At 69.9% G+C, this 24,737-nt stretch carries 26 protein-coding genes and 1 pseudogene; 18 read left to right on the top strand and 9 right to left on the bottom strand.

The features are described from left to right. Window positions 1–575 precede the first annotated feature (575 nt). The 5 genes and pseudogenes from ACFV7R_RS43815 to istB all read left to right on the top strand — a co-directional run. Window positions 576–758: pseudogene (locus ACFV7R_RS43815) on the top strand (hypothetical protein); the annotation flags it as partial. 167 nt (window positions 759–925) lie between these two features. Beyond that, entirely contained in the window at window positions 926–1,114 is a 189-nt protein-coding gene (locus ACFV7R_RS43820; RefSeq protein WP_385275486.1) for a hypothetical protein, read from the top strand. 105 nt (window positions 1,115–1,219) lie between these two features. Further along, window positions 1,220–1,453 carry a hypothetical protein gene (locus ACFV7R_RS43825; protein WP_385275489.1) on the top strand — a complete coding sequence of 78 codons (234 nt, stop codon included), beginning with the start codon at window positions 1,220–1,222 and terminating at the stop codon, window positions 1,451–1,453. A gap of 166 nt (window positions 1,454–1,619) precedes the next feature. Further along, window positions 1,620–1,982, top strand: coding sequence for a hypothetical protein (locus ACFV7R_RS43830; protein ID WP_385275415.1), 363 nt, complete (start codon window positions 1,620–1,622; stop codon window positions 1,980–1,982). A gap of 194 nt (window positions 1,983–2,176) precedes the next feature. Next, window positions 2,177–2,899 carry an IS21-like element helper ATPase IstB gene (istB, locus tag ACFV7R_RS43835; protein WP_385275418.1) on the top strand — a complete coding sequence of 241 codons (723 nt, stop codon included), beginning with the start codon at window positions 2,177–2,179 and terminating at the stop codon, window positions 2,897–2,899. On the opposite strand, the gene ACFV7R_RS43840 is transcribed toward istB, so the two are convergent. After that, window positions 2,886–3,413: a DinB family protein gene (locus tag ACFV7R_RS43840; RefSeq protein WP_385275421.1), complete on the bottom strand. Its 528-nt coding sequence runs from the start codon at window positions 3,411–3,413 to the stop codon at window positions 2,886–2,888. The two genes, istB and ACFV7R_RS43840, sit on opposite strands and share 14 nt — an antisense overlap. Before the next feature lie 516 nt (window positions 3,414–3,929). On the opposite strand from ACFV7R_RS43840, the gene ACFV7R_RS43845 reads away from it, so the two are divergent. From ACFV7R_RS43845 to ACFV7R_RS43855, 3 genes are read left to right on the top strand one after another with little or no spacing between them, the layout of a single operon-like run. Beyond that, a complete protein-coding gene (locus tag ACFV7R_RS43845; protein WP_385275424.1) occupies window positions 3,930–4,790 on the top strand; it encodes a hypothetical protein in 861 nt (286 codons plus the stop codon). Continuing rightward, window positions 4,787–7,144 (top strand): NACHT domain-containing protein, encoded by a 2,358-nt coding sequence (locus ACFV7R_RS43850; protein ID WP_385275427.1) that lies wholly within the window; start codon window positions 4,787–4,789, stop codon window positions 7,142–7,144. Before ACFV7R_RS43845 ends, ACFV7R_RS43850 begins: the two co-directional genes overlap by 4 nt. Next, entirely contained in the window at window positions 7,141–8,562 is a 1,422-nt protein-coding gene (locus ACFV7R_RS43855) for an FAD-dependent oxidoreductase (RefSeq protein ID WP_385275431.1), read from the top strand. The genes ACFV7R_RS43850 and ACFV7R_RS43855 overlap by 4 nt, the downstream gene beginning before the upstream one ends. 391 nt (window positions 8,563–8,953) lie before the next feature. Here the strand turns inward: ACFV7R_RS43855 and ACFV7R_RS43860 are convergent, their stop codons facing one another. From ACFV7R_RS43860 to ACFV7R_RS43870, 3 genes are all read right to left on the bottom strand, one after another. Further along, complete coding sequence (locus tag ACFV7R_RS43860; RefSeq protein ID WP_385275434.1) at window positions 8,954–9,136, bottom strand: hypothetical protein; 183 nt, start codon at window positions 9,134–9,136, stop codon at window positions 8,954–8,956. A gap of 96 nt (window positions 9,137–9,232) precedes the next feature. Then, window positions 9,233–9,787, bottom strand: coding sequence for a transposase (locus tag ACFV7R_RS43865; protein ID WP_385275437.1), 555 nt, complete (start codon window positions 9,785–9,787; stop codon window positions 9,233–9,235). Beyond that, a complete protein-coding gene (locus tag ACFV7R_RS43870; RefSeq protein WP_385275440.1) occupies window positions 9,757–10,359 on the bottom strand; it encodes a helix-turn-helix domain-containing protein in 603 nt (200 codons plus the stop codon). Before ACFV7R_RS43870 ends, ACFV7R_RS43865 begins: the two co-directional genes overlap by 31 nt. A gap of 120 nt (window positions 10,360–10,479) precedes the next feature. Here ACFV7R_RS43870 and ACFV7R_RS43875 point away from each other — a divergent pair, with 120 nt between their 5' ends. Further along, on the top strand, window positions 10,480–11,517 hold the full coding sequence (locus ACFV7R_RS43875) for a helix-turn-helix domain-containing protein (RefSeq protein WP_385275443.1): 1,038 nt from the start codon (window positions 10,480–10,482) through the stop codon (window positions 11,515–11,517). 193 nt (window positions 11,518–11,710) lie between these two features. Here the strand turns inward: ACFV7R_RS43875 and ACFV7R_RS43880 are convergent, their stop codons facing one another. Next, window positions 11,711–11,953 (bottom strand): hypothetical protein, encoded by a 243-nt coding sequence (locus ACFV7R_RS43880; protein WP_385275446.1) that lies wholly within the window; start codon window positions 11,951–11,953, stop codon window positions 11,711–11,713. 191 nt (window positions 11,954–12,144) lie between these two features. Here ACFV7R_RS43880 and ACFV7R_RS43885 point away from each other — a divergent pair, with 191 nt between their 5' ends. Together ACFV7R_RS43885 and ACFV7R_RS43890 are read left to right on the top strand one after the other, a co-directional pair. Next, window positions 12,145–13,329: a low temperature requirement protein A gene (locus ACFV7R_RS43885; protein WP_385275449.1), complete on the top strand. Its 1,185-nt coding sequence runs from the start codon at window positions 12,145–12,147 to the stop codon at window positions 13,327–13,329. Window positions 13,330–13,332: 3 nt separating this feature from the next. Continuing rightward, on the top strand, window positions 13,333–13,428 hold the full coding sequence (locus ACFV7R_RS43890) for a hypothetical protein (RefSeq protein ID WP_385275483.1): 96 nt from the start codon (window positions 13,333–13,335) through the stop codon (window positions 13,426–13,428). A gap of 608 nt (window positions 13,429–14,036) precedes the next feature. Here ACFV7R_RS43890 and ACFV7R_RS43895 read toward each other — a convergent pair. The 4 genes from ACFV7R_RS43895 to ACFV7R_RS43910 form a co-directional block, all read right to left on the bottom strand. Next, entirely contained in the window at window positions 14,037–14,957 is a 921-nt protein-coding gene (locus ACFV7R_RS43895; RefSeq protein ID WP_385275452.1) for a helix-turn-helix domain-containing protein, read from the bottom strand. A gap of 43 nt (window positions 14,958–15,000) precedes the next feature. Next, a complete protein-coding gene (locus ACFV7R_RS43900) occupies window positions 15,001–15,849 on the bottom strand; it encodes an oxidoreductase (protein ID WP_385275455.1) in 849 nt (282 codons plus the stop codon). Window positions 15,850–15,898: 49 nt separating this feature from the next. Beyond that, complete coding sequence (locus ACFV7R_RS43905) at window positions 15,899–17,164, bottom strand: MFS transporter (RefSeq protein WP_385275458.1); 1,266 nt, start codon at window positions 17,162–17,164, stop codon at window positions 15,899–15,901. Window positions 17,165–17,331: 167 nt separating this feature from the next. After that, window positions 17,332–17,460: a hypothetical protein gene (locus ACFV7R_RS43910; protein ID WP_385275461.1), complete on the bottom strand. Its 129-nt coding sequence runs from the start codon at window positions 17,458–17,460 to the stop codon at window positions 17,332–17,334. A gap of 50 nt (window positions 17,461–17,510) precedes the next feature. Between ACFV7R_RS43910 and ACFV7R_RS43915 the strand changes: the two genes are divergently transcribed. The 7 genes from ACFV7R_RS43915 (at window position 17,511) to ACFV7R_RS43945 (ending at window position 24,625) form a co-directional block, all read left to right on the top strand. Continuing rightward, window positions 17,511–17,759, top strand: coding sequence for a transposase (locus ACFV7R_RS43915; RefSeq protein ID WP_385275463.1), 249 nt, complete (start codon window positions 17,511–17,513; stop codon window positions 17,757–17,759). A 942-nt stretch (window positions 17,760–18,701) separates the two neighbouring features. Next, window positions 18,702–18,911 (top strand): hypothetical protein, encoded by a 210-nt coding sequence (locus tag ACFV7R_RS43920; RefSeq protein ID WP_385275466.1) that lies wholly within the window; start codon window positions 18,702–18,704, stop codon window positions 18,909–18,911. Continuing rightward, a complete protein-coding gene (locus ACFV7R_RS43925) occupies window positions 18,908–19,309 on the top strand; it encodes a DUF6415 family natural product biosynthesis protein (protein WP_385275469.1) in 402 nt (133 codons plus the stop codon). Before ACFV7R_RS43920 ends, ACFV7R_RS43925 begins: the two co-directional genes overlap by 4 nt. Before the next feature lie 604 nt (window positions 19,310–19,913). After that, complete coding sequence (locus tag ACFV7R_RS43930) at window positions 19,914–20,141, top strand: hypothetical protein (protein WP_385275472.1); 228 nt, start codon at window positions 19,914–19,916, stop codon at window positions 20,139–20,141. A 478-nt stretch (window positions 20,142–20,619) separates the two neighbouring features. Next, the gene (locus ACFV7R_RS43935) at window positions 20,620–21,687 is read left to right on the top strand and encodes a sigma-70 family RNA polymerase sigma factor (RefSeq protein ID WP_385275475.1); all 1,068 of its coding nucleotides are present in this window, start codon (window positions 20,620–20,622) and stop codon (window positions 21,685–21,687) included. A gap of 136 nt (window positions 21,688–21,823) precedes the next feature. After that, window positions 21,824–23,293, top strand: coding sequence for a PepSY domain-containing protein (locus ACFV7R_RS43940; protein ID WP_385275478.1), 1,470 nt, complete (start codon window positions 21,824–21,826; stop codon window positions 23,291–23,293). Between the two features lie 27 nt (window positions 23,294–23,320). Further along, window positions 23,321–24,625, top strand: coding sequence for a hypothetical protein (locus ACFV7R_RS43945; RefSeq protein WP_385275481.1), 1,305 nt, complete (start codon window positions 23,321–23,323; stop codon window positions 24,623–24,625). Window positions 24,626–24,737 lie beyond the last annotated feature (112 nt).

Raw genomic sequence — 24,737 nt, forward strand, 5'->3', positions numbered from 1 at the left:
CGCGGTCGACCAGAACGCCCAACACCGTTCGGGGCGTTCGGCTGAGCATGAGTCCTGGCAACAGGACTCACTCCCGCTCAGTCTTTAGGAACGGTATCGCCAGCGCGCAGGTGACGAAGGCCGGGCCGCGGAGGAAGACCGGCAGGGGCACCACCGGCGCGAACCACATCAGGGCCACCGAGGCCGCTACGCACGCGCTGTTGAACTGAAACCACAGAAACCAGTGCATCGGACCCGTACGGCGTCGAGGAGAAGCGTTCTCGGCCGGCTGGGCCGCTCGGTCGCCTCCTGCCGCGAGCCCGCGTAGGTCCCTGTCCATCACCATGCGCTCTCTCCGTCTACGTCGGCCTGCTGACGGACAACCTACGGGGCGCGGAATCCGAATGATCGGGAAGGTCTCGTCAGCGGCTACTGCACGGGCGCACCCCTCCAGTTCACCGTCCCCTGCCGCAACACCTCCGTCCGTCCGGGGCGTGCAAGAGGGGCGACGTTATCGCCGTCGATGCCGCCGACCGTCGTGCGCGTTCCCGCACCGACGCCACGCGGCCCGCGGCGCAACTCCCTGCCCGTGCGGCGCCGCCGTCCTCGGCAAGGGCATCCCGCTGTCCGGCATCACCGACCCGCAGCACCCGCGCTACTCGGAGGCGGGCGGGATCCGGGTGATGTACGAGAACGAGCCCGACGTCAAGAAGGCCATCGACACCGCCAAGGGCGTCGAGGCCCTGGCCCGGCACACGGGCGTCCACGCCGGCAGCATCGAGCGCGGCGCGAACGAACATTGCGGTCAAGGACGGCAAGGCAGAACACCCCGCCAGGCGCAGCACCACCCCACGGGCTTCCCCGTGGGGTTCCCGCCGAGCGAGCGTCGAGAAGAGGAGCGCTGTCCCCACAGAAGACTGTCAGTCCTCGTTCATAAGATCACGGCATGTCTGACGCCTTCACCGTCTTGTGGACCCATGACACCTGCCGTGCCCTGCGCAAGGCGGGTCACGTGGGCGAGCGGCCGCCAGTCGCCTTCAGCGGCGTCCATTCCTCCCTGCCCGCCTGGTCAGGTGCCCGTGTCGGGGACGAGGTGTACGCGCTGCACGTCAACCGGTGCGTCGTGTTCGTGTGAGCCGGATGCGGGTGATCGACATGGAGCGGCGCGACTGCTGCGGCACCGCCCCCGCGACGTGGCAGGACCCGGCGTTTCCCGGGCACGGCGACTGGTCGATGCTCGGTGTCGGCGGCCGCGGCGGTGCATGTGGACGCGACGCCCGTGCGCTTCGATATGCCGGTCCCCGGCGATCTTCTGTCGAGGCTCACCTGGCGTAACCGCCGAGGCCAGACGCGCGGTCTGAAGCACGTGGTGGACGGCCGCCTCGAACGCTCAGTCAGCCTCCAGGGGTTCTACCGTCTGACCTCCGAGTCGGCCGACGAGTTGGCCCAGATCGTCGGCAACACCGTCCCTTGATCCTGACGGCTGGTAACCGGATCCCCCCTCCGAGCGTCACCGGGACCCGACTGATGACCCAGACGGACAGCCCGTTATGGTCGTGTACATGCAGGCACAGCAGCCGTACCAGGCCCCCGTCCCGCCATCCCCGCCCACCACGCCGGCCCGCAGCCGGGGTCCCCTGGTGACCGCTGTGCTGGTCGGCCTGCTGGTGGGCGGCGCAGGCGTGGGCGTGGCCTGGGCATTGACCGGTGGCACGTCGGACGCAGGCAGTAGCGCCGGGAACGACGCCCGAGGGGCGTGCGATGCGCTGGCCGGCATGGACGAATCGAAGCTCTTCACGAAGGGCAAGGCGGGCGAGCAAGCGCTGTATCGCTTCGCGGGCGCCTTCGACCTGGCCACGGCCGCCGCCGTGGGCGACTCCTCGTACGAGCCGCTCGCAGAGGCCATCACCCGGGCCCACAACCGCCACCGCCAAGTCTTCGAAGTCGACACCGAAGTGAAAAAGGAACTGGCCAAGGCCCGCAAAATCTGCGCCGACCTCTGACCCTCCTAAAAGGCGTCTGAAAAGCCTGTCGGCGGGCAAGTCCCTGGTAGCGGGGAGCTCGTGCTGTGGTCGGGACAGCCGACGTCTAGAACAATTCCGCCGCCTGGCTGGGCCGTTGCGCAGGTGCATGCCGCCGTCGGGCCACCATCCGCCAGCAGTTCAAGGACCAGGCCGACGGCGCCGCCCGCGAGCAGATGTCGTATCGGGCCTTCCTGGCTGAGCTGCTGATGGCAGAGTGCGACGACCGGGCCCGACGCAGGTCTGAACGCCGCATCAGGGCCGCGGCCTTCCCCCGCGAGAAGAGCCTGCGGGCCTTCGACTTCGATGCCAACCCCAACGTCGACCCCGCCACCGTCAACACGCTCGCGACCTGCGAGTGGGTCAAGAAGGGCGAACCGCTCTGCCTGATCGGCGACTCCGGCACCGGCAAGTCCCACCTGCTCATAGCCCTGGGCACCGAGGCCGCCATGCAGGGTTTCAGGGTCCGCTACGTGCTGGCGACCAAGCTCGTCAACGAGCTGGTCGAGGCCGCCGACGAGAAGCAGCTGTCGAAGACGATCGCACGCTACGGCCGTGTCGATCTTTTATGCATCGATGAACTCGGCTACATGGAACTCGACCGCCGCGGCGCCGAGCTGCTGTTCCAGGTCCTGACCGAACGCGAGGAGAAGAACAGCGTCGCCATCGCCTCCAACGAGTCGTTTTCCGGGGGGACGAAGACGTTCACCGACCCACGGCTCTGCGCCGCGATCGTCGACCGGCTCACCTTCAACGGCGCCATCATCCAGACCGGCACCGAGTCCTACCGCCTCGCCCACACCAAGGCCCGGGCCTCCCAACCCGCCGCCGGCTCAACGCGGGCGCGGGGTGGTTGCGGGGTACTTACGCCCGCGCAAGCACGTCTCATGCGCCGGTGACTCCGTCGATCTGCTCGCGAATGAGATCGGCATGACCGTTGTGACGTGCGTATTCCTCAATCATGTGCACCATGATCCAGCGCAGGGAGACCCCCTGATCGCCGACATAACCCGCTTCCTGTTCGGACAGGCGCCCGGAAGCGTCCAGCGATGCATCAGCGATCAGCTCACGGCCTCGGGCGACCTCGGCTTGCCAGGCAGCCATTGCCTCGTCGAGCCCTCGGTCCGGCCGGAGCGCATAGCCGTCGGCGTTGTTCTCCCCGAAGACTGGCGGCACATCTTGACCTGCGAATACACGCTGGAACCAGTTGCGTTCCACCTCAGCCAGATGCTGAACGAGACCGAGCAGCGTCATCGACGAAGGTGACACTGCAGCAAGCCGTAATTGATCATCCTTGAGGCCCGAACACTTCAGGGCAAGAGTTGCACGGTGAAATTCCAGCCATGCCTCCAGCATGGCGCGCTCGTCAGCATGCGCGGGTGGGATAGGCCGTCCATCCGGTGTCGTATTCATCGGCACACCATGGCAGCAACAGCCACGGCCCACGACCACCTTCGCTGGCGACGAACACGCATCTCGTCCCCTTCCACGGCGAGCCAGTGACATCAAAACTCACCGACATTGATCTTGCTGAGCCACGCGAGGTGACTCCCGGAAGCACCTCCAAATGACTCCCCAACGAAGTGACACAGCCAGCTGCTGCCGTCCTCGCCGTCGTGCCGCTCGCTGCGGACCCTGTGCGAGAAGAGCTGCGCGTACCGGGACTTGCGGTTCTCGGGATACCTCGGCGTGCTGACCCGCGAGGACCTGGCCTCCGTGCGGCTGCCGGACCTGATGCAGGCTTACGGCGAGTCCTCTTGGGCCGCGGCCAGGCGAACCCGCCATCGCCCTGCGGGGCGATCCGTGGTCCTGGAGCGGTCGGGCCGGTCGCGGCCTGTGCCGGGGCGGGTACGGTCCGTATCATTCTCCGCACCTCGAAGCCGGGCGGGCCGTCCGGCGGCGCCGGGGGATGACCAGGGGGAGGGCGTCGTGGCATCTCGGTCCACGGGACACAACGGGAGCTTTCTGGCCGCCGCCGGCGAGGGGTTCGAGTGGTGGTATCTCCATGCCGCCTCCCAGGAGCTGTTTCTTACGGTCACCGCCCATCTGACCGATGTCGTCGGCAATCGGGGGTCCGGCCCGTATGTGTCGGCGTCCCTGATGCTGGGTGGCGAGAGTCCCGTGCACCACACGGTGCCCGCTGGTATCCGGACGCCCGATGGACGTCTCCACGCACCCCCGTTACTCCAGGAGCATGCGGAGGGCTGGACGGTGGCGCTCGATCTTCCCCGCTACGGGGTGAGCCTGAGCATCGCGCGCATCGGCGGCCCGTGGCGCGCTGACCGGACCTCGCTGCTGGAGGGGACCGGGCCGGACGGGACGGCCCACTGGTCCGTGCCGATGCCTCTGGCCCGCTTCCACGGCGAGGTCCGTACGCCCGGCGGGACCCATGAGGTCGAGGGATGGGCGTATCAGGACCACAACTGGGGCGCCGCACCGCTCCATCAGGCTTTCACCGCATGGCGCTGGGGCGTTCTGTCCGGGCGGTGCGGGGCCGAGATATGGGCGGTGCTCCTGCGGAGGGGCGGTTCCGCGCTCCGTCTCGGGACGCGGATCGACGGTGCCGGGCGGGCCGTCGACCGTCCCGGCGCGGGCTGCGATCCGCGGCGCGGCACGGTTCTTGGCGGCCCGCTGAAACGGCGGGACTACGGCGTCGACGCACTGCGGACGGCCTCCTACGTCCGCTGGCCCGGCACGTCCGGCGACGGCGACTGCGCGCACTTCGGCATGATGGAGCGGTTCATTCTGCGCGTTCCCGGCCCCGGGCCGGGCAGGGGGATGAGACCGTGACCCATCCGAGCGTGCGAACCCGCCGCGCCCGTCTGGTGTACATCGCGCTGTGCGCCGTCTGCTTCATCACGGTGCTCTGGCTGGCCAAGCACTACGAGGTGGCCCGGCTCTCGGCGACACTGATCGCCGTCGTCCCCGCGGCCCCCGGCCTCTACCTCGCGTGGAAGGCCTTCCACGCGGACCGCGTGGAGGCGGCGGACGGCACGGACCTGGCGAGGACGGCGGACCAACTCGCCGTCGCGGTACGGCAGCAGTGGGAGGCGGAGGCGCGGCTGCGGCGCATCGACGAACCGCACCCGCTGCCCGTGCGCTGGACGGCTGCCGGGAGTGAGCTCGCCGAGGAGTGGTCCTACATCGTACTGACAGCCGAAGGATGGGCCGGCGCCTCCGGTACCGGACGCCAGGCGTGGGCCGGTGGCGTGGCGGAACTGGCTGGTGGCGGAGCGGAGTTGCCCGATGTCCTCTCCCGCGTCCCCACCCGACGGTTGGTCGTGCTGGGAGAACCGGGCTCGGGCAAGACCGTGCTGCTCAGCAGACTGGTGCTGGACCTGCTGGAACGCCGGTCGGATGGAGGGTGCGTACCGGTGTTGCTGCCCATCGCGTCATGGGACCCCGGGAATGAGGGCTTCCGGCAGTGGATGGCCGAGCGGCTGATGTCGGAGCACCCCGCGCTGAGGGCCGTGGAAAACACGGCGCCGGGCGGATCCACCCTGGCGATGGCGCTGATGGACCGGCGACTCGTCCTCCCTGTGCTGGACGGGCTGGACGAGATGCCCGCGGCCGCCCGCGCCACCGCCATCAGCCGGCTCAACGACAGTCTGCGTCCGGGCGACGGCCTCGTGCTCTCCTGCAGAACCGAGGCCTACCGGGAGGCGACGACGCTCGGGGTGGGGGTGTCGTACCGGATGCGGGGCGCGGCGGGCATCGAGCTGCTGAGTCTGGGCGTGGACGACATCGTCACCTATCTGCGACGGGACGCGGGCGAGGCGGCCGCACAGGCGCGATGGGTGCCGGTGTTCGCGGCTCTGACCACGGATTCGGCCGTCGCCGCAGTGCTGCGCAATCCGCTGATGCTCTCCCTGGCCCGGACGATCTACAATCCGCGCCCGGGCGAGGCCAGCGCGCTCGTTCCCGACCCGGCGGAGCTGGGCGACGCCACGCGTTTCGGCACTCCGGCCGCGCTGCGCACCCACCTTCTGGAGAGCTTCGTCGCCGCCGTCTACCGGGACATGCCTGGTCATCCGTCTCTCTGGACGGTGGGGAGAGCGAAGAAGACGCTCAGGCTGATGGCCCGGGTCATGGACTCCGCGCCAGGAAGGGCGCCGGAGTTCTTCTGGTGGGAGCTCCCGCGCCTGGCGCCGCGCGCACTGCGGCCCGCCACGCTGGCCCTATTCGACCTGGTGGCCGTCGTCTGCGGGGTGACCGCCCTGGCCGGTTACCGCTTCGGGCTCGCCGCCGGGGTGGTCAACAGCGGTGCCGTCTTCCTCTACGCGGCCTATGCGACACGGCGTCATCCGCGGATCGGCTTCCCGCTCCGGGGCGTGCTGCTGGGCGTGCTGATCGGGGTTCCCGTCACCCTGCTGGGGGCCTGGCTCACAACGCCCACGTTCGGCTGTGTGATCGGAGCCCTCAACGGGGTGCTCGGATTCTTCGGGGCCGGAGTGTTCGAAAAGCGGACGCTCGTCCCGTCCACTGGATTCCGGTGGACCGTCCGGGGGTCCGTCATCGGCGCCGCCTTCGGTGTGCTCGCGGGTCTGGGGGCGGGTTTAGTCGCCGCGGAGCGAGTGGACGTCATGGTCGCGGTAACCGTGGGGGTGTCCGTGGCGCTGCTGTCGGGGATCGGGGCGCTGGTCGGGCTCGGTCTCGGCACGGCCGAGGTCGATCTCGAAGCGGCCACCAACCCGTTCGCGCTGCTCGACCGCGACCGCAGGTCGTTTCTGTTCTTCGTCCTGATCGCGGGACTGTGTATGGGAGCGGCGGCGTCCCTGGCGGGCTTCATCGGCGTGGTCCCGACCCGGCCGGTCTTCTCCGAGGCGTACGCGGTGAACAACGCCGTGATTCTCGGCGTCGGCATCGTCGCGGGGCTCGGAGCGGGCGCGGTCGGGGCCTGCATGAAGACCGTGTGGGGCAACTTCTTCTTCGCCAAGTGCGTGCTCGCCGCCCGGCGGAGGATTCCGCTGCGCTTCCTCGCATTCCTCCGGGACGCGCACGAGAAGCGCGGAGTGCTCCGACAGGCGGGAGCCGCCTACCAGTTCCGCCATCTCGAATTGCAGCGCCGGCTCTCCGCCGGCCCGGCGGCGGATGCGGCCCGGAGCCCCCGCAGACGTTCCCCGGGCGAGGGAGTGTCGGTGTGAGGCGAGCACACGCGGTGGTGCTGGGGGGCGGCTGGGCAGGGATGCTCGCGGCAGGCGCGCTGAGCCAGCGTTTCTCCCGGGTCACCGTCATCGAGGCGGACACGCTGCCGACCGGTCCACGACGCCGCCCGGGGCTGCCGCAGGCACGGCACGGCCATCTGCTGTGGTCCGGCGGAGCCCGGGCCGTCGAATCGCTGCTGCCCGGCACGCTCGACCGCTGGGTCGCCGCCGGCGCCCACCGCATCGCCCTGCCGACTGATCTGGTGTACCTGTCCGCGGAGGGCTGGATGCAGCGCACGGAGGAGTTCCAGTACATCCTCACCTGCGGCCGGGACCTTCTGGACTGGGTGGTGCGGAGACGCGTACTGGCCGATCCTGCCGTCACCCTGCACGACGGCGTACGGTGCACCGGGCTCCTAGGCGACGCCTCGCGGGTCACCGGAGTGCGACTGGGTGAGGGTCCGCTCGGCTCGGGGCGCGCGCTCCGGGCGGATCTCGTGGTGGACTCCACCGGCCGCGGTTCTCGGGCGCCGCGGTGGCTGGCCGGCCTGGGGCTGCCCGAGGTGCGGGAGCGGCAGGTGGATGCCGGAGCGGCGTACGCGTCGCGGGTGTTCCGGGCGCCCCCCGGCCTCGACGGCGCATTCCCCCTGATCACCGTCCAGGCCGATCCGCGCTCGGCGGGCCCGGGGCGTACGGCGACGCTGCTGCCTATCGAGGAGGGGCGGTGGCTCGTCACGCTGTCCGGCACCCGCGGCGGTGAACCACCTACGGACGGGCGGGAGTTCATCGACTTCGCCCGCGGAGTACGCCACCCGGTGGTCGGCGAGTTCGCCGCCCTCGCGGAGCCGGCCGGGCCGGTCTACTCCTCACGGAGCACCGGCAATCGGCGGAGGTATTTCGAGGACCTTTCCCGCTGGCCGGACGGGCTGGTGATCCTCGGCGACGCCGTCGCCTGCTTCAACCCCACCTACGGCCACGGCATGTCGGTCGCGGCCCGCGGCGCGTGCGCGCTGCGCGACGCCCTCGACTCCCCCGGTCCGGCGTTCGGTTGGTCCGGACGGGTCCAGCAGGCGATCGCGGACGCCGCCTCTTCGGCCTGGCGCACGGCCACCAGCCAGGACATCCGCTACCCGGGAGCCGTCGGCCCACGGCCCCGTCTCGCCGTCCGCATGCTCCAGCGGTACGCCGACCGGCTGGTGCGGACGGCCGGCAGCCGGCAGATCGCCGCGGAGGCGCTGTTCGAGGCGTATACGCTTTCCGGCTCCTTCGCGCGGCTGGCCGCCCCCCGGGTGGTGCTGTCCACGCTGCTCGGGCGGGCGGAGCCGCCCACCTCCGAGCCACCGCTGACCTCGGCCGAACTCGCCTGGCTGCGCCCCGGCCGCGCCCCGGCCGACCGGCGCCCGAGGGGCATGGACTGACGGCCGCACGCTGCCGCCCCGGCAGCCCGGTCCGCTGCGGTCGATCTGTCCAGCGCCCATGGAACGGCCTGTTGCTCGGCCCACGCCCTGTTGCGGCCGGGCCCGGGCCGGCATGCCGCCGGGCTCCGGCCCGGTTCGTCGCAGTGGGCTCAGGCCGACGGCGACCCCGTGCCGTACTGCTCGGTGAGGGGCGCGCAGCGTACGGGCGTCGCGGATGGCCTGGTCCATCGGATGCGGTCGGGATCTCCGTCTGGACTGTGAAGGACAGCTGCTCCCGGGAGCTCGAGGCGTCGGTGGACGTCACCGAGGTCTCCTTGTGGGCCGGGGCCGCCCGCCCCAGGGTCGTGCCGCGTGGCCGGCGGCCTCTGGGGCGGCGGGGAGGCGGAGGGGATCAGGTGGCCAGCGCGACGCGGGCCAGGTAGTCGTCAGCCGCGCCAGCGCCGAGGTGCTGCCGGACGGCGTCGCCGCGGTTCCAGACCAGGGGGCCTTCCTCGCGCTCGAGGCGCTCGGCCTCGGCATAGACCTCCGCGAGGCTGTGGCTCTGCTTGAAGCGGTGGCCGATCTTCGCTTCCAAGTCGCGGTAGCGGGCGGACGGCGCGCACGAGGACGTCGAAGGGGGCCAGGACGCAGAACACGCAGGACAGGCTTTCCCGGACTACTGCTGCGTTCCTCAAAGGACGTACACATAGCGGCGGCGTAAGCGCCTGGTGGGTGGTGAGGGTCTCCCCCAGATCCATGGTCTGGCGCGGGCGCTGAGCTGGTCGGTGGCGACGCGGGTCGCGTGGGTGATGTGGTCGCGGTCGCCGAAGGAGCGCCCGGCGAGAGCGGTCTTGCGAAACAGTCGCCACCAGCCTTCCTGCAGGTTGAGCCAGCACGCGCCGACCGGGATGAACGCGTGACGGATTCGGGGATGCTCCTCCAGCCAGGTCCGGGTGGAGAGGCTGTTGTGTGAGGAGAGGTTGTCGCTGATCACGTAGATGTCCCCGTGCGGGTTGGCCTCCTCGACCAGCTGGAGGAACTGCTGGCAGAAGGCGCTGCTGCGGGAGGTGGCCGTCATGGTGACCTCCTGCCCGTCCCGGGGACGCAGGGCTCCGTAGACCCAGGTCTTCTCCGGGCCGCGGGAGTAGTCGATCTCGTTCTTGATGCGGTGCCCGTCCGGCGACCAGCCCGGTGCCGGCGGGACGGCGCGGGGGATCACCGGGCCGAGCTCGTCGGCGCAGACCACGGGCGCGCCGTCGGGCGGGCTGGTGTAGAGCGCGACGATCCGCGTCCTTTTCCCTCGAAGCCGGGGTCCTTCGACCGGGCCCAGGACCGGGTTCGGCGCCGGCGCACCCCCTCGGCCGGCAAGATCCTGCGCACCTGGGAGCGGCTCACCTCGATGCCCAGCTCCCGGGCGGCGGCGGCCAGGGCGTCCAGGGTCCACTCCGCCGGCCCGGTCTCGTCCGCGGCCCACATCTCGTTCGACGGCTGCACCTCCAGCCGCCCGGGCGGGGTCTGCCTGACCAGGCCGACGATCCTCGAGCGCTCGGCCTCGGTGATCCTTCGCTTGCGTCCCTGCCCGCCCAGATCCTCCAGACCCTCCAGTCCCGCGCGGTTGAAGCGGTGCAGCCAGCGGCGCACCGTCTTCTGACTGCACCTCAGCTCGTCGGCGATCTGCGGGACCAGCCAGCCGTCCCAGCTCAGCTCCACCCTCCGGCACCGCTCCACCACAACCTTCGGCGCCTTTCTCGCCGACGCCAGGCGGCGAACCACCGCTTGCTCGCCCTCGTCACGGCCCGGCCGCGCCCGCAGCACCATGACCCAGCACCCGCCCCCGAGTACCCGAAACCACCCCGCTACCAGCAGCTATACCCACCAAAAGCGGAATTCAGCACTAGATACGTCAGTACCCCCCTTCGCTGCCCTGCGGCAGCCCCAATGAGCCGCAACACGATGCTCCGAGATTTCCTGCGCTCACGCCGTGCCCGGGTGACACCCGAGGAGGCGGGTCTGCCGCTCGGGCCTGGAGCGCGCCGTGTGCCCGGCCTTCGGCGGGAAGAGGTGGCCGACCTCGCCGGCATCAGCGTGGACTACTACGTCCGCTTCGAGCAGGGTCGTTGCCCCAACGTGTCAGACGCGTTGTTGGACTCGGTCGCCAGGATTCTGCGCCTCACCTCTGTCGAGCGAATTTACTTGTACGAGATCGCCCGGACGTCTGCCACCCACGCACCCAGGTGTGCCGACGACCAGCAGATCAGCGCCGGACTACGCCTGCTGCTCGAGAACCTTTCCACCCCGGCGTTCGTCCTCGGACGGCTACTCGACCTCCTCGCCATGAACGAGCCCGCGCACGCGCTGTTCCGCGGCTTGAGAGCCCACGGAAACTACCTGCGCTGGCTGATCCTCGATGCTCCGGGCAAGGCACCGTACGCGGACTGGAACATCGCAGCACACGAGGCGATCGCCATGCTGCGCTTCGACGCCGCCCGCCATCCACACGATCCAGCCGTCGCCGCGCTCGTCGACGAGCTCACGGCGGTGAGTTCCGAATTCCGCCGAATCTGGGCCACCCATGAGGTTGAGCTCTGCAGGAACGGCCGACGTCGCTACCGCCATCCTCTGGCCGGCGAGATCGTGCTCCACAGCGAACGCCTCCACATTCCGAACGAACCTGATCAGATGCTCTTCACCTACAGCGTCGTCCCGGGCTCGCCCTCCGACGCAGGCCTTCGCCGGCTCACCCGTACCACCGATCCGGCCATCGCCACGAGTGCCGTAAGAACGGCCACGTCTGCCTCCCGGAAAACCGACTCCGTGGCCGGCCCGCCGAGCAGCACCCGTTCCGCGTCAGCCGCGCCATGGCTGGTGCCTGCGCCGCCGAGCGCGAGCCGGGAGGCGCAAGCGGTGCCGCTGCCGGCCTCGAGCGCGGCGGCGACCGACACCACTGACCTCGGCTTACCGTGTCCAGGCCGATGACGCAGTGATCAACGGAAAATCGTCCTCACGGAGCCTTCGAGGCATGGCCGATCCGCTGGTTGTCGCGCTCTCATTGTTCAACAGCCCCAGACCTCTGGGGGAAATTCGCCCCTGCCGGGGCTGAGGTAATGCGGGATGAGGGCCTTCCGGTCTCCGCTGCGGATGTGGCGATCCGCGCTGCTCCAGAAGGCCCTCAGCCGTTTCGAGATGTCTCAGCGAAGATCCCTGTCGTCGATCTCCGTGGATGGAACACCCGGATGGTGATGTCCCAGGCCTCGGCCTGGCTCTGCTTCAGCATCTTCTCGACGAACTCCGGTACCACGTTGCAGAACTTGCTCATGTCGCTGGGCACGATCCGCACCATCGCGTCGATCATCTCGGTGGGGTCGAGGCGACCGTGGTCATTGCCGAGCAGCGAGTCGAACCCAGCCGGCACGCCGATCTCACGCAGAAACGATCAGTTAGTCTGGATGCCGCCAACTGCCAGGAGACCTTTGCCCTCAGCCACGGCGAGCAGGGTCAGGCGCGCTGTGGCGTTTCTGCCGCCTCTTTCGATCGCAGGATCCGCCACCGGGTGCCCCGGCGGACGGCTGTCCGCTCGTACCGATGGGGGAAAGCGAACCGCCCATGAGAAGAACCGTACGGAACGATACTTCTCTCGTTCCCAGGCGACTGTGGATTTCAGAGAGAACCCAGGGCCGGGTGACGCCGGCCGAGCTCTTCTTCGACTTGGTGTTCGTCTTCGTCGTCACCCAGGTCACCCACGCGGTGGAGAGCCATCCCGGGTGGGAGGGCCTCCTCAAGGCGCTGTTCCCGATGGTCATCGTGTGGTGGATGTTCAGCGGGTTCGGATGGCTCACCAACGCGGTGCGGCCCGACGCGGTGCAGGTGCGCCTGCTGCTGATGCTTGCCATGACCGGCTTCTTCATCATGGGGCTGGATGTGCCGTACGCCTTCGTGCCCGAGGGCTGGGCCTTCCCCTTGGCGTATCTGGCCGTCGTTGCCATCCACGGGATCGTCTATCTGACCGCCAATGTCCCGTCGGCGCGGCAGGCCATCCTGCGCAACATGCCGTTCAACGCCGCGGCCGGCCTTCTCGTACTCGTCGCCCCGCACCTTCCGGAAGCATGGGGCTGGGTGTGCTGGGCCGCCGCTGTGCTGGTCCTGTACCTCTCGCCCTTCCTGGGCCGCATCCGCGGCTTCGTCCTCGAGCCGCATCACTTCGTGGAGCGGCATGCACTGCTGCTGATGGTGGTTCTGGGTGAGTCGGTGGTCGCTATCGGGATCGGCGCCCAAGGATCGGAGAGCCACGCGGTGGATGCGCCTTTGGCGCTCGGCGTGGTGTTGGGGATCGCCGTGGCGTCGGGTCTGTGGTGGGTGTACTTCGACGGGGATGAAACGCGGGCCGACGCGGAGTTCGAGAAGGCCACCGAGCACCGTCGCCAAATGCTCGCCTACTACGCGTTCACCGGCGCACACCTCGTGATGATCGTCGGCATCATTCTGGTTGCCGCGGGAATCACCGACGCCATCCACCACTTCGACGGTCATGCGCACCGGTGGTGGCTGGGCTGCGGCACCGCGCTGTTCCTCCTGGGCCACGCGGCCTACCGGGGCCTGCTGGGAAGCGGACGGATCGCCGACCGCGTGGTCGGGGCGGTGTGCGCGGTGCCGCTGGGAGCGACGGCGTCCATCGCCGGCTGGATCGGCATGACCATGGTTGTGGTCGTCCTGACGGCCATCGCCACGGTGGACCACCGCCTGGCGTCACAAAGGACCCAAGCCTCTCAGACGACCCTGAGTGCTGGCTGACACATCGACTACGTCGGCAACCCCGCCTTCACCGCCACGAGAGAGGTCCGCGACGGGATGCTTTACCACGAGCACCTGCCCCTCTGCCGGACGCCCTGAGCGCCGGCGCGCACTGCCCCGGCGTGCCGCGGCGAGGTGAAGGACCCGGGCGAAGGGCTCGGAAGCGGCCCTCGCTCTTGTGACCGATTGGGATCGGCGCCGGCCAGCAGGTCCAGTGCCGGGCGCCCCGGCATTGCATCCGCCGGGTGGCCCAGCAGCCCTTCGGCCTCCGGGCTTCACCCGACCACCGTGCCCCGCTGGTCGATAAGGATGTGGGCCTTGTTCTCTGCCGGGACTCCACCATGGGGACCACTGCGTTTGATGGCGTGAGATGCGCCCATAGTCATCAGCTTTCACTCGCTTCGGAACTCGGTACGCCCTCAGTGTCCTCCGAGGCGCTCGCGCGCGGCATCGGAGCCCGCTGCTGGTCGTGGACTCGTTGAGCTGCTCAACCAAGTCCGAGGGGCGCGATTCCTCACCGAATCTGCTGGGTGCCCTCATAGAGCAGGGGGAAGGCGGGAAGCAGGTAGCGGGAGACGTTGCCGGATATCTGCCGGCTGCTCAGGATCAGGGCGAAGGTGAGGAGCGTATAGACGAACAGCGTTGGGGAGCAGGGTGTCGCACACCCTGCTCCCCAAGTGTTTCGGCCCGGCCGTCCCGGTGATGCGCTACGCCCCGTCCTCGGATTCCCCCGCCGAAGGTGCTGCCCCGCGCCGCCGGGGGGATCCTGCCGCCTCCGTCGGCCGGGCGGGGAGCTCGGTAGCGGCCCAGCCCGCCAGGAAGGTGAGGGCCTGCGCGCTCGGCGAGTGCGGTTCCGCCGTGTAGACGAGCAGGCTCTGGTCCGTGGAGCCCCGCACATCCAGCACCTGGAAGTCCAGGCTCAGTTCACCGGCGACCGTGTGGACGAACTCCTTGCGGCCCTGCCGCTGGGACCGCACCCTGTGGTCGGACCACCAGCGGCGGAAGTCGGGGTCCTTCAAGGACAGTTCCCCGACGAGGCGGGCGAGTTCGGGATCGTTCGGGTAACGGCCGGCGTCCATGCGGAGGTAGGCGACACACTCCTGGGCGACTTGCTCCCAGTTCGCGTACAGGCCGCGGACCTCGGGGTCGAGGAAGGTGAGCCATATGTGGTTGCGCCGCTTGGCCGGCAGCCTGGAGTAGTCGGTGAACAGCGCGGCGCTCAGGCGGTTCCACGCCAGGATGTCCATGCGGCGGCCGAGCACGAGTGCCGGGACATTCACCATGCTGTCCAGGAGGACCTGGGTGGCCTGCGACACCCGCTGGCTTCTCGGTGCGGCCGGCTTCGCCCGGTCGGAGACGCCGGCCTCGGCGGCACACCGCAGCAGGTACTGCTCCTCGTCGGGGCGCAGCTCGAGGGCCCTGGCCAGGGCCGTGAGGATGGCGGGCGACGCCGACTTCGCGCGGCCTTGTTCCAGCCGCACGATGTAGTCCACGCTGACGCCCGCCAGCGACGCCAGTTCCTCACGCCGCAGTCCCGGCACCCGGCGGTGCCCGGACGTGGGCAGCCCCACCTGCTCCGCACTGACCCGGGCGCGGCATGCGCGCAGGTATTCACCGAGTTCTGTCACGGCAGCCTCCTTCTCATACGACCCATACGCCTCGTACGGCGGGTCAGACGGCGACCTTCGCGTCGTCATGGTCCGTGGACAGGGCGAGCTCCCGCCAGGCGTCGGTCTCCTCGCGAAGCTGAGCGATCTTACGGTCCATGGCGGCGGCGCAGTCGCTGCCGAGCTGGGCGCGCAGCGGCGGGTTGGCGGCGTCGGCCAGGGCGAGGATGGCCGTGGCTCCCTTGACCGGGTCACCGGGCTGGGCGCGATTGAGCCCGGGGACGGCCTGACGCACGGCGCCGGCGGTCTCGGCGTAGTCGGAGATGATCCGGCCCTCTGTGAGCAGGCTGGTGGCGTCGAGGAAGTCGGTGCGGAAGTATCCCGGCTCGACAATCGTGACCTGGATCCCCAGCGGCGCCAGTTCGGCGCGCATCGCCTCCGAGATGCCCTCCACGGCGAACTTGGTGGAGCAGTAGACGCCGAAGCCCGCTGCGCTCTCGAAGCCCCCGATGGAACTCAGGTTGAGAACGCGGCCCGACCGCTGCCGGCGCATGACCGGCAGCACGGCGCGGGTGACGTTGGCCAGACCGAAGACGTTGGTGTCGTAGACCGAGCGGAACGCGGCATCGGACGTCTCCTCCACCGCGCCCAGCACACCGCGTCCAGCGTTGTTGACCAGGACGTCGATCGTCCCGAACCTCTCCACGGCTGCCTCGACAGCCGCACGGGCCTGCGCCTCGTCGGTGACGTCCAGGGCGACAGCGAGCAGGCTGTCCCCGTACCGGGAGAGCGCGTCCTGTACGTCCTGAGGCCTGCGGGCCGTCGCCACGACGTTGTCGCCCCGCTCCAGTGCCTGGCGCGCGATCTCCAGACCGAAACCGCGGGACGCACCAGTGATGAACCAAGTGGCCATGCCACTACCTCTCATTCGTTCGATGTTAGAAAAACCGGATTGGATGTAGCTATTGCTTCCGGAGCTCGGCCCGGCCCGAGCGGACAGCAATGACCCCTGCCGCTACGGCCAGCAGTGCCACAAGCAGTCCGAACCCCGAGAAGGCGACCGCGACGCCGAACCGGGAAGCAGCGGCGCCCAGAACCACCACCGGCACACTCACCGCCAGGTAGGCCAGGGCGAAGAACCCCGGCAGGAGCTGGGGATAGCCCCCGGCGATCATCGCCGCCGTCACGGTGCTCGTGGACCCCATGAAGGTCAGACCGAAGCCCGCACCGGTGATCGCCGCACCGGAGAAGAACAGCAGGGCGTGGGCGGTGTCGTACCCGATCACGGACGCCCCGACCCCGGCTACGAGCAGCGCACACCCCGTCACCGATGCCGACCGGTCCCCGAGCCTGCGCAGCAGCATCGGAGCGATGCCGCCGCAGCCCTGCACCACGAGGATGACCAGCGAGGACAGTGCCCTGTCAGTGGTGTGCAGCAGGCCGGCGACCAGGTCGACCCCCAGTGCCAGGTACAGGCCGACGACCGCCCAGCCGGCCGTCACGACGGGGGCCACCCGGAGCAGGACCCCCCGTGACTCCGCACCCAGCCGCAGCACCCGGGGGCGCCAGGGCCTGAGCCGTTCGGGCACGATCTGCCAAGCGGGAATGGCCCGCACCAGGGCGAGTCCGCCGACGGACAGGATGGTCAGCACGACGAACGGGGTGACCAGCGGTGCGGGAGCGAACTGAACGGCGAGGCCGGAGAACACAGCGCCCAGCGCGATGCCTGTCGAGGTCGCCGCGCTGTTGGCCGCCGCCGCGGCCTGGTGACTGCGGTCCCGGTGCAGAGCCGCCAGCGCTGAGCCCGCGCTGCTGGTGAGCAACCCGACCCCGACGCCCTGGACCAAGCGGGCCAGGCACAGTGCCCAGGCTCCCGTGGCGAGCACGAACGTCAGGAAGCTGACGACGATGGTGGCCAGTGCCGTCACGATCGTCCGCTGGGTACCCAGGTGCTCGGTCAGGTCTCCGGCGACCAGGAGGGTCAGGATCGCGCCTAGGGCGTAACAGGCGTAGACGACGGTCGAAGTGGTCGTGCCGAAGTGCCATTGCTGCTGGTAGAGACCGTACAGCGGAGACGGTGCGCTGCTGGCGGCCATGACCACGAAGACGACCGCGACCACGGTTTTGAAGTGCCAGGGGCGGTGTTGCCGGTGGTGGGGGGCGGTAGGGCGCCGGTACCCCCGCAGGTCGGGGGCAGCCGGCTTGTCGGCGATCATCAGTCTTGCCATCTTTCGACGGGAATCCGGCGTCGGCGGCAGAGGCGGCTTTCCTCTGCGAAGGGCGCCTTGCGGGATCCATCGTCGTGGCGGAGTGCCTGGGCATACAGGGAGGCCTTTTCCTGGGCAGCCGTCCCTAGGAAAGCCAGTACCAGGCAGACGAGCAGGCTGCTCCAGGGCTACCCGCCGAGCATCCCCGGTTTCCGCAGCTCCTGGCGCAGCACCGGGGTCAGCGCCTCGGCGTAGGACTCCGCCACATGGCTCTCGTCGCGGTAGACGAACGTGTCGCCTACGACCCGGGGGGGCACCTGCCCGACCCGAGGCACAGCCAGGGCTTCGGGTCGACCACGGCGGCACCGTGGAGATCGTGCAGCGCCAGGACGACGGCTTCCGCTCCACGTGGGCTTGGGCGAACGCGCCGGCGCGCGAGGGGCCGCGCTTCGCGGTTGTCCCGTGCCGTTGGGTGGTCGAGCGGTCGTTTGCCTGGCTGGGGCGCTGCCGCCGTCTCTCGAAGGACTACGAATTCCTGCGCGTCAACTCGGAGAACGCTATCTACCTGGCCATGTCCCTGCTCCTCCTGCGACGCATTGCAAGATCAGCCCGCTGACCGGCTTTTCAGACACCCTCTACTCATATAAAAGGGTTCCCGCCTACGGCGCCAACGCCGCCCTGCTGATCTACATCGGATACGCCTGGGTCAACAACTCCACTGCCCGAGCCGCGGCCCAGAGCGCCCGGGGCCTGAACCAGCAGCCGGCCGACCTCGCAGCTTGACGCCTCCCTGGCACCTCCCCCATCCCCCAGCCAGTCCCAGCGACACCGAACTCCCCATCTGACCTGCCCCGCAGTAGCCAACCTGACCAACCTTCCGGCCGACGCAGCACCAGCCGCTACGCTGTGGGCGGTGGCACAGCTGCAGGCCAGCCCTACCATCGCAACACTGCCGGGAACCCGTCTGACGAGGTCCGCCTATTTGGGCACCAATTTCAGACACGCTTTCCGACAGATCCCTCCCACTTGCCCACGAGTGAGGCGTCCGCGGCGACTGCTTCGCCGGAATGCTGGTTGCTGGCTTGAGTGATGCGGTCCGCCGTCTCTTGGAGGGTCCACCCACAAGCGTGCCGCCACGCTTCTCGTGGGCGCATCCGGTAGCGGGTACGCATCTCGACGGCGATGTCTGCGACCGCGCATCCGGCAGTGGTCATGTCGCGTCGCAGAGCGTCCCGGTCGGCCTTGGAACCGGGCTTGGTGGGGGCAGTCATCGGCAAGCTCCCTGCACGGCGTTGTGGACTCACGGTAGCGGCCCTGCTCACTGCCCTGAGTGAGCGTCAGCCGGAATCAGCCCGCCCTACAGCCCAACACTGCGTATTCAAAGGCGAGCAGCCCAGGTCACCGGCGTGACCAGTGTCCACAAAAGTTGGTCACGGCCGCCCGTGACTGCCACCTGCACTCCTTGGAACGGATAGGAGCACTACAGCCCAGGCCCCGGCGACCGCGGACACGGCCCCCCGGGGGGCGGCCACGCTCAACGGTGTGAGGGAGCGTCGACATGACGAACGGTATCGGCCCCACATCACAGCGCCCAGACGGCGTGAAGATGACCAGCGAGGTCTACACCGTCAGCCGGCACGGGGTGGTGAGCCCGCCGCGGGCCACGGTCAGCATGCCCTACAACTACGAGCCCGCACTTGAGGACCTGAGCACGCAGCACGCCCCGTGCGCCTGCCCCGTGCACCGCGAGGCGGACGCTCTCCAGTGAACGCCGCCCCGCAGGGGACCGAGGCGCCGGCGCCGTCCACCGGCCTGATCCGCGCCCAGGCAACCTGGTTCATCGACCAGCAGACCCTGGCCCGCCACCAGACCGTCAAGGGCTTCGGCCAGGACTTCCTCGGCTACCTGCAGCAACTGATCCCCCAGATCGAGCAGATCACCGTGTGCCTGCCCGAAGACGACGTACCAGCGCGGGTCGCCCTGGCCGCAGTAGGCGAAGCCCGACGGCGCATCAACGAACCGGAAACCACGCGGCTGAGCGGGGAGGTCGAGCGGGTGAAGCGGCTCGCCCGCTCCGTCGTGGCCCTGTGCGACCACCACGACACCCTCACCGGCATGGCGATGTGCCTGGCCTGCGACCAGCCCATCGGGGGCGACCAGGCGTGACTGCCGTACGACGCTGCCAGCCCTACCGGCGGCGCGGCACGGTCAGGCCGCATCCACACCCTTTGCGCCAACACCGTCCGCCGCAACTGACCATCTGCGACCCCGCCGCCCCAAGCTCTCCGCCCGCCCAAGTGGTCCATGTTCGAAGTTCTTCGGGGTTGCCTCTTGATCCGGTGTGGTGTGTCTGCCGGTCAGAGGTCCGGGGCGGCGAGGTGGAGCTGGCAGGCGCAGTCGAGGGCTTCTTCGGGGGCGCCGGCGAAGCCGCCGGTGGGCAGCAAGGAGTCTTCGCAGCGGTCGCTGCTGGCGTAGTAGAGGGCGAAGCCCCATCTGCTGGCGGTCCGCCGTAGCGCAGGCGCATGAGCTTGACGCTCTCGCCGTCGGCGGCTCGCCGTTGACGTAGCGAAGGCCCCGCGGTGGCGGGCGTGCAGCCGTGTCAACTGCGGCCAGGCGGTGCGGGCGTGCTGGTCAGAGGATGGCGGGCGACCGCGCGTCCGGCACCCCCCAGTCTGCGGGACCCGGCTGAAGCCTGGGGCGAGTCCGAAGGCCGTGTGTGGACCACCAGTCGGCCTCGGCGGCCGCGTCGTGCACTCCCACCGCGCCGACGGTGACCAATCCGACGCCGAACAGCACCCGCCTCGTCGTCGGCGTGACGTGCAGCGGTGCGACGGGGCACGTCGGGGTCGCTGTCGAGGTCAAGGACGCCGTCGGGAACCCGTTCGTGGTGGCCGCCTCCACCACGGATGTCTCTGCGACCGGCAGCGCGCAGCAGGTCGTTCAGGTGCCGGTCGCGGTGAGCAAGGTGTGCGTGACGGTGACGCACTGCGTGCCGTGACCGTGCGGTTGTCGGGCCCGCGTCCCCTGCGGTGTTGGCGCGGGCCCGCCCGCGTGCTGAGGCGGCCCTTGACCGGGGGCGCGGCGCGTGAACGGAAATCGGCTGACGGGTGGGATGCGAGGGGTCCGCCCGCAGCGGCAGCACTCCTGGGTCAGCCCGGGCAGCAGTTCGGGGCTAGAGAACACCGCGCGCTTCCACGCCGGCGGCCCCAGTTTCTGGTCGGTCTCCCGCGCCAGCAGCGGCTTGGCCTCATCTCCCGCCGCGCTGGCGCGGGCAACCGCTTGACCGCCGCCGACACCCGCTTGCCCCAGAAGCGGCGCCCAGGGCAGACGCCCTCTTCAAGAACACATCGGCGGATCGAGGCCCTGACCTCGCCGCTCCCGTTACCTCTGTCGAACCCCACGGCGTCCGGCGCCGGGGGCGTGGGTTAGATTTCGGCGCGCATCGCGCGAGTCTGGCCGCGGAAAGGGGCAGGCATTTGTCGACACATGAGTCCGCGGACTCCGAGTGGCAGCGGCTGTGGAGCCACCGGGAGGCGCTGCTGAAGGTGGCGCGACGCCGGTCCGTGAGCATCGAGGACGCCGAGGACGCGGTCCAGGAAGCGATGGTCCGCGCCGTGGAGAACCCGGAAGTCGATCGTGAGCGGCTGGGTGCCTGGCTGACCTCGGTGACCGTACGGCTCTGCGTCGACCGGCACCGGCAACTGAACCGGGACGCGGCGCTGGGCCTGCGTGCACGCTCCGTCCTGACCGGCCCTCAGATCGAGGCCCCCGAGGACACCGTGTGCGACAGGGCCGAAGCACAGTGGCTCGCCCTCCAGAGCACGGCACTCCCCCGGCGCCAGGCGGAGGCGCTGCACCTGAAGGCACAGGACCTCGACGTGACACAAGTCGCCCAGCGGATGGGGCTGACGTACAAGGCGACCGAATCCCTGTTGGGGCGGGCACGGCAGACCCTGCGCGCAGCGCTGGCGACGACGCTGGCCCTCGTCATGGGCCTGTGGCGGGGCCGTCCGCGGGTGGACGGAGGATCGTCGGCCGCGGCGCCCGCGACGGCACTGGCGTCCGCGGGCGTCGCCGTGGCGATCGCGGGCTTCGTGCTGGTGGCGCCCGCGGAGGTTGAGGGTCCTCCGGTTCCCCGGCCGTCCCTGTCCGGCCCTGCCGACACGGCGGCCTCGCTTCCCCTGGACGAGGCGGGCTCGGCGAAGGCCGGCGGAGGGGCCAATGCCGCCGACCCTGCCGGACCCGGCATGCCGGAGGAGGTGCGGTCGGCGGGCGCGACGGGCGGTGCCGTACCGGCCGAAGCCGCTCCCGGGCAGGGTACGGACGGCGGGCCTGCCCGGGCGCCGTCCGGTCCGCAGCCGGCTGCCGGCCTCCCGGCCCTGCCCGAGGCTCCGGCGCCGGACCTGCCCGTGGTCCCGGAGGCTCCGGCGGCGGGCCTGCCGCCGCTGCCAGGGGCACCCGACCTGTCGGCGGACCCGGTCCTCCCCGCCCTGCCGGCCGTACCGGCGCCGTCCGAGGAGCCCGTCCCCCTGCTGCTGTCCTGATCCGGCCGCCCCGCAGGCTCGGAAGGATCTCCGAGAAGATTTCCGACTTCTCCGCGAGGGACCTACCTCCCCCATGCGTAGAGCAGGTGACACAGCGCCGGGCCGAGGCCCGGTGAGCCACACCAGCGGAGAGTCAATGGCATACACAACAAAGGGCGGACGCCGCCGGAGGCGGGGACCCCTGCTCGCGCTCTCGGTCTCCCTCGTCTGCGCCCTCACTATCGGCGCGCCGCCCGCTCACGGGGCAGTCGAGGAGACCAGCCTCGGCAGGCGGTTCAACGACGGCCTCGACACCCGGCTCAGCGCCACCGCGTTCCGCGACGCGGCACGCTCGCTCGGCTACACGGGCACCAGCCACACCGCCGGGCGCAGCGCGGACGACGCCTGGGTGGACGGCCTGGATTCAGGCATTTTCGCCTTGTTCGGGCATGCAAACGGCGGCATCTTCCAGACGGACGAGGGGCCTTCGGACGATCAGGACGCGATCCTCGCCGCCGGTCGTACGCAGGACCTTCTCCCGCTCTACGCGAACCTGCGGTTCTTCACCGAGTACCTGCCGTACAACGATGTGGACGACATGCGTCTGCTCGTCCTCGCGGGCTGCGACACCTCGCTGACGGGGCAGCTCGGGAACTTCAACGAGGTCGCCGTCTCCCGCGGTATCGACTCGGTCATCAGCTTCTCCGACCTCGTCATGTACCCGGCCACCACGTCAGGCACGCTGCCGAGCGCGACGAATTACTCGGGCAACTACTTCTGGAACCGGTTCTCATACCACGTCACCACCGGCGTGAGCGTGTCCACCGCGCTCGCACGGTCCCGCTCCGACCTCGTCGCGAAGGAGGGATCAGCGGACGGCTGGGACAGGTACGTGATCCGTGGCGCCGTGGCGAACCCTGGCGCGGTCACGCTCAAGCCGGCCCATGCCGGTGAGCCGTTGAACAGCAAGCCGGTCGCCACACCAGCGTTCTCGTCCCCGGCGTCCTTGACACCCCTCGCCACCACCTCCTCGCAGGGTCCCGCGGGCGAGCCGCTCACGGCGGTACGCAGCGCCGAGGGCGTCGAGTACCGGACGGCCGCGGACGGCTCGCTGTTCGATCTCGTCGGGACCCCGTCGACAAGCGGTAAGGCGCTGCTCGGCGCGGCCGAGGTCCGTGCGGCCGCCGAGGAGTTCGTGGGGCGCAATGTCGCTGCCTGGGGGCCGGACTGGGAGCTGGTGGCCGAGGAGGCCATCAGCCATGTTGAGGGCGACGCCGTGACGCTGCTGCGCTGGCGTCCCACCGAGGCCGGGCACCCCGGGGCGCGCGAGGTGACGGTCGAGATCGACCGCCGTACCGGCGCCGTCACCTACCTGTCCGCCACCCACGGGACCGCGGACACGACGGGCTTCGCGCTCACCGCCGAGGAGGCCCTCGCCGCCGCCCGGGCCGCGATCGGCGACCAGCAGGGCACCGCCATCGCGACGCCCGACACCTGGAACGCCTCCCGTTGGACGGTCACCGTCGACCGCGGACTCACCGGCCGGCCCGGCGCCGAGACACCGAATGTGGAGCGCGTCGAGCTCGACGCCCGCACTGGCGACGTCCTTTCCCGCACCAAGAGCTGACAAAAATCCCAGATTTCGGAGCAATACATGACGTTTCGACAGCTGAGCCTGTGGAGCGCGGTCGCGGCGGGCTGCCTGGCCCTGACCGTGCTGCCCGCCACGACGGCGAGGGCGCAGGCCGAGGCCCCCGACTCACAGACGACGGTCTCGGCGACCACTGCACAGGTGCAACCGAAGGTGACACGTCTGCTGTTCGCCGCCCCCCAGACCCTCGACGAGCTCAAGGTCTCCCTGTCTGGGCTCAACCCGCTACTGCTGCGCTACACCGGTGACTTCGGCGGCGGATCCCAGCCCGGTCCCGGCGTCCCGGCGGACCAGGCCATCGAGAGCATGCGCCAGAGTGTGACCGCGGAGTACGGCGTGGAGCCGCTGGTCTTCCTCGTGGTGGTGGACGGTGAGATACCCTCGGCCCGGCTCTCGGCCCTCGCCCCGGCGCTTGCCGAGACCACCGTCTTCGACTCCGATGCCGCGACGGTGGAGCAGCTTCCGCTCGGCACCCTCGAGAAGGCCGCCGATGCCACCCGGGACCGGGAGACGCTGCTGGGCCGCCGTGCCGCGGTGCTCGCCGCCGTCGAGGCGAGCCGGCAGCAGCCCGCCGCGGAACAGCAGACGACCGCCCCGGGCGAGGAGCCCGCTCCGAGCGCGGAGGAGCCGACCGCACCAGCCAACATCGGCAAGGCGTGGGCGCCCGTCTCGGTGGAGATGCAGGCGTACCGCTATTCCGCGAGTGCGAAGCCGCGTCACTTCCGGCACTACATGCGCTGGAACTCCACCACTGACCTCGCCGCCTTCGGCGACGACTTCGGCTACGAGCACAACCTGTCGCTGTACAACTACGACCTCGTGGACATCTTCCCGCGCCCGTACTGCGCGAACAGCGCGTACACGGAGTTCTGGGCGGCCTGGTCGACGGGCTTCAAGTGGAACGCCGTCGACTACGGCTGGAACTTCCCGAGCAGCTCTGTCACATACTGGGACTGGGACGACACGACCGACTCCTGCCAGAAGCTCGACTTCTCCGTCGGAGTCGGCTACCCGAAGAAGCTCACCGCGGGTGTGACCTACAACTTCTGGATCCACGCCGAAAAGGGCGCAAAGACCAGCTCTCCCTACGCACTCGCGGGCCAGAAGCTGAGCAACGACTGCAACGACGCGGGCATGGACCCCGGCAGCTCGTGCATGGGCCTGAACTACACGCGTCCCGGTTCCGACACCGAACTCATGGTGAACAGCAGCCGCAACTGGCATGTGCCGAGCTGCGCGGAATGGGTCCGCGGCGGCTCCCCGACCGCGCGGGCCAATGGCACCTTGGGCTGCCCGGCCAACAGCTGACCCGCCCTCCAAGAAAGTTGACTTCTCCCCCTCGTGAACGAGGGGGATTCTCACGGCTCGCGCTGTGAGGGTTTCTGCTTCACCGCCGACTGCCCGCCCGGAGTTCTCCGTT

Origin of the sequence: Streptomyces sp. NPDC059866 (assembly GCF_042731325.1) — a bacterium.
GTDB lineage: Bacteria > Actinomycetota > Actinomycetes > Streptomycetales > Streptomycetaceae > Streptomyces > Streptomyces flavusporus.